Consider the following 2,228-nt stretch of genomic DNA (forward strand, 5'->3'; position numbering starts at 1 on the left):
ACTCTCCTCCTTAATAATTGATAAATGTTGCAGTTCCCGTTTGTTGTAGGCAACCAAAAAGTTTACTACCACCACCGTCAGCAGCCCTTCAAATATAGCCAGGGGAATTTGAGTAACGGCAAACACGGCAGCAAATTTCAGGAAGGAAACCATAATCCCCCCTGTCGGCGAAGGATAAGCCAGCGCCAGCTGAACGGAAGTCACCAAATAAGTAGCTAAATCACCCAGTGCCGCTCCCAGGAAAACAGCCAGCCACCTCGGCGCCCCCATCTTTTGCATGACCTTGTAGGTTCCATAAGCAACGAAAGGACCCGCAACCGCCATCGAAAAAGTATTAGCCCCCAAGGTACTGATGCCGCCATGAGCCAGAAGTAACGCCTGGAAAATAAGGATAATCAACCCCAGCACCGTCATCGCGGTCGGTCCAAAGAGAATGGCACCCAGCCCTACTCCTGTGGGATGAGAACAACTGCCGGTAACCGACGGAATCTTAAGAGCGGAAAGAACGAAGGCAAAGGCTCCGGCAAAGGCAAGCAACATTTTCAAACTGGGATTTTCTTCAATTTTGTGTTTGATGGAGTGAAAACCGTAAAATAAAAACGGAAGGGTAAGAGCAGTCCAAATCAAGGCCCAGTTGACAGGTAGAAATCCTTCCATAATATGCATACCATAAGCATAGGCGGGAAAAAGTATAACGAACATACCCGCTAACAGCACAGGATAAAATCTTTTTCGCATACTATCTTCCTCCTTAATCAGCGGATTTTCTTTTATCGCCCAATTCCGCATTCAAAAAACTAACTATCTCCTCATAAGTTCGAGCAGACCTTCCCTGCTCCAAAAACGGTCGCTTAAGGACAACTACCGGTATGCCAAGATCAAGGGCGGCAGCTATTTTAGTGTCTGTTCCCCCTGCTTTTCCGCTATCTTTAGTGACTATAACTGAAGCATTATACATCTTGAAAGTGGCTTTGTTGATCTGTTTGGAAAACGGCCCCTGCATGGCCACTAAATCTCGGGGTGTCAAGCCCAAATCCTGACATTTTTTTACAATTTTATAGTCGGGTAAAATCCTCACCACAATTCTCTTTTTCTTCCTGTCTATCCACCCGAGGAATTGCTCCAAATTATGACTGCCGGTAGTGAGAAAGATGGTATCTCCCAACTTCTGGGCAAATTCCGCCGCCTCCTGCCAGGAGGTTACCGGATAAATCAAGGAATTTCGGGGCAGTTTAGTCTCCTCTCTTAAATAACGGATATAGGGTAGCCGATTGTTTTCACAAAATTCATAAAGTAATTTAGATATTTTATCCGCAAAGGGATGGGAAGCATCAACCACCGCTTGGATAGCCTTCTCCTCGAAGATTTTAGCTAAATTTTTAGTCGTAATTTCGCCCCAACGGACCTCCACAGCATTTTCGCCGGCAAGTTGCCCGCCGTATTCGGTGGTGGTTAAAGCCATGCAGTCATAACCTTTAGCAACAAGCAAGGAAATTATTTCTCTACCTTCTCTGGTACCACATGCTACGGCTATCATTAACTCACCTCAGAAAATCCACTTTCTTAGAAAAATACCCCAGTTTCACCAACTGGGGAGCAGTAAAAATCACAGGCCTACCCAATCACCCCCCCATTAAAACGTGGTTCGCGATTGGAACAGGCCCTAAACTGGTTCGGGAATCATCGCAGCCTCAAGTTGTTCACCTTTTTGAGACTGCTATCCGTCACAGTTTAACACCGGGATTCGACCGGCTCAGTTTAAACTTTATCCCTCGGGATAAAGTACCTATTCCATCCCTGTTCAGTTTTTTAACTTAAATTTTAAGAAAATTAAAAACCCCTTTGCACCTCAGGTACAAAGTGGGCTTTTCTTACCTCACCTAAAACCCCCTTCCCCATCGACCGTGGGTGCAAATGGCTCGGAAACAGCAGGTTTCCTGGCTCGGGTTCACCGCCCCTTCTGCGCCTTCCCGGAACACATCCAGTGGCCTTAATGCAGATGGGCTCCCCCTCACAGTGGCGGGACCGCGCTGGATTCTCACCAGCTTCCCTACGTACCTCCCTGAAGGGAAGTACTAACTGTTTCCCGGGAAATATTTACTTTGTAACTAGTATAGCACTTCCACCAAATTTATGCAATAAAAAAAGTTACCCGGAAGCTGTCAAGTGGACCTAGGTAATTTTTTCGATTTTCTTTCCTCCAATGGTAATTGGGGATTTATGTATGA

At 46.0% G+C, this 2,228-nt stretch carries 2 protein-coding genes and 1 riboswitch; both genes read right to left on the reverse strand.

Annotation, left to right across the window (positions count from 1 at the left end; translation table 11 throughout):
• Positions 1-738 (reverse strand): energy-coupling factor ABC transporter permease (locus KKC1_RS11585; RefSeq protein ID WP_088554607.1); only part of this gene is annotated, 738 nt, incomplete at its 3' end.
• A 13-nt stretch (positions 739-751) separates the two neighbouring features.
• Positions 752-1,537 carry a precorrin-6A reductase gene (cobK, locus tag KKC1_RS11590; protein WP_088554608.1) on the reverse strand — a complete coding sequence of 262 codons (786 nt, stop codon included), beginning with the start codon at positions 1,535-1,537 and terminating at the stop codon, positions 752-754.
• A 373-nt stretch (positions 1,538-1,910) separates the two neighbouring features.
• Positions 1,911-2,099, reverse strand: a riboswitch (cobalamin riboswitch).
• Positions 2,100-2,228: the final 129 nt, after the last annotated feature.

This window comes from Calderihabitans maritimus (genome assembly GCF_002207765.1).
Taxonomy (GTDB): Bacteria; Bacillota; KKC1; order Calderihabitantales; family Calderihabitantaceae; genus Calderihabitans; species Calderihabitans maritimus.

Coding starts and splice junctions, on each gene's coding strand:
- cobK (WP_088554608.1), bottom strand. CDS start 1,537: ATGATAGCCGTAGCATGTGGTACCAGAGAAGGTAGAGAAATAATTTCC.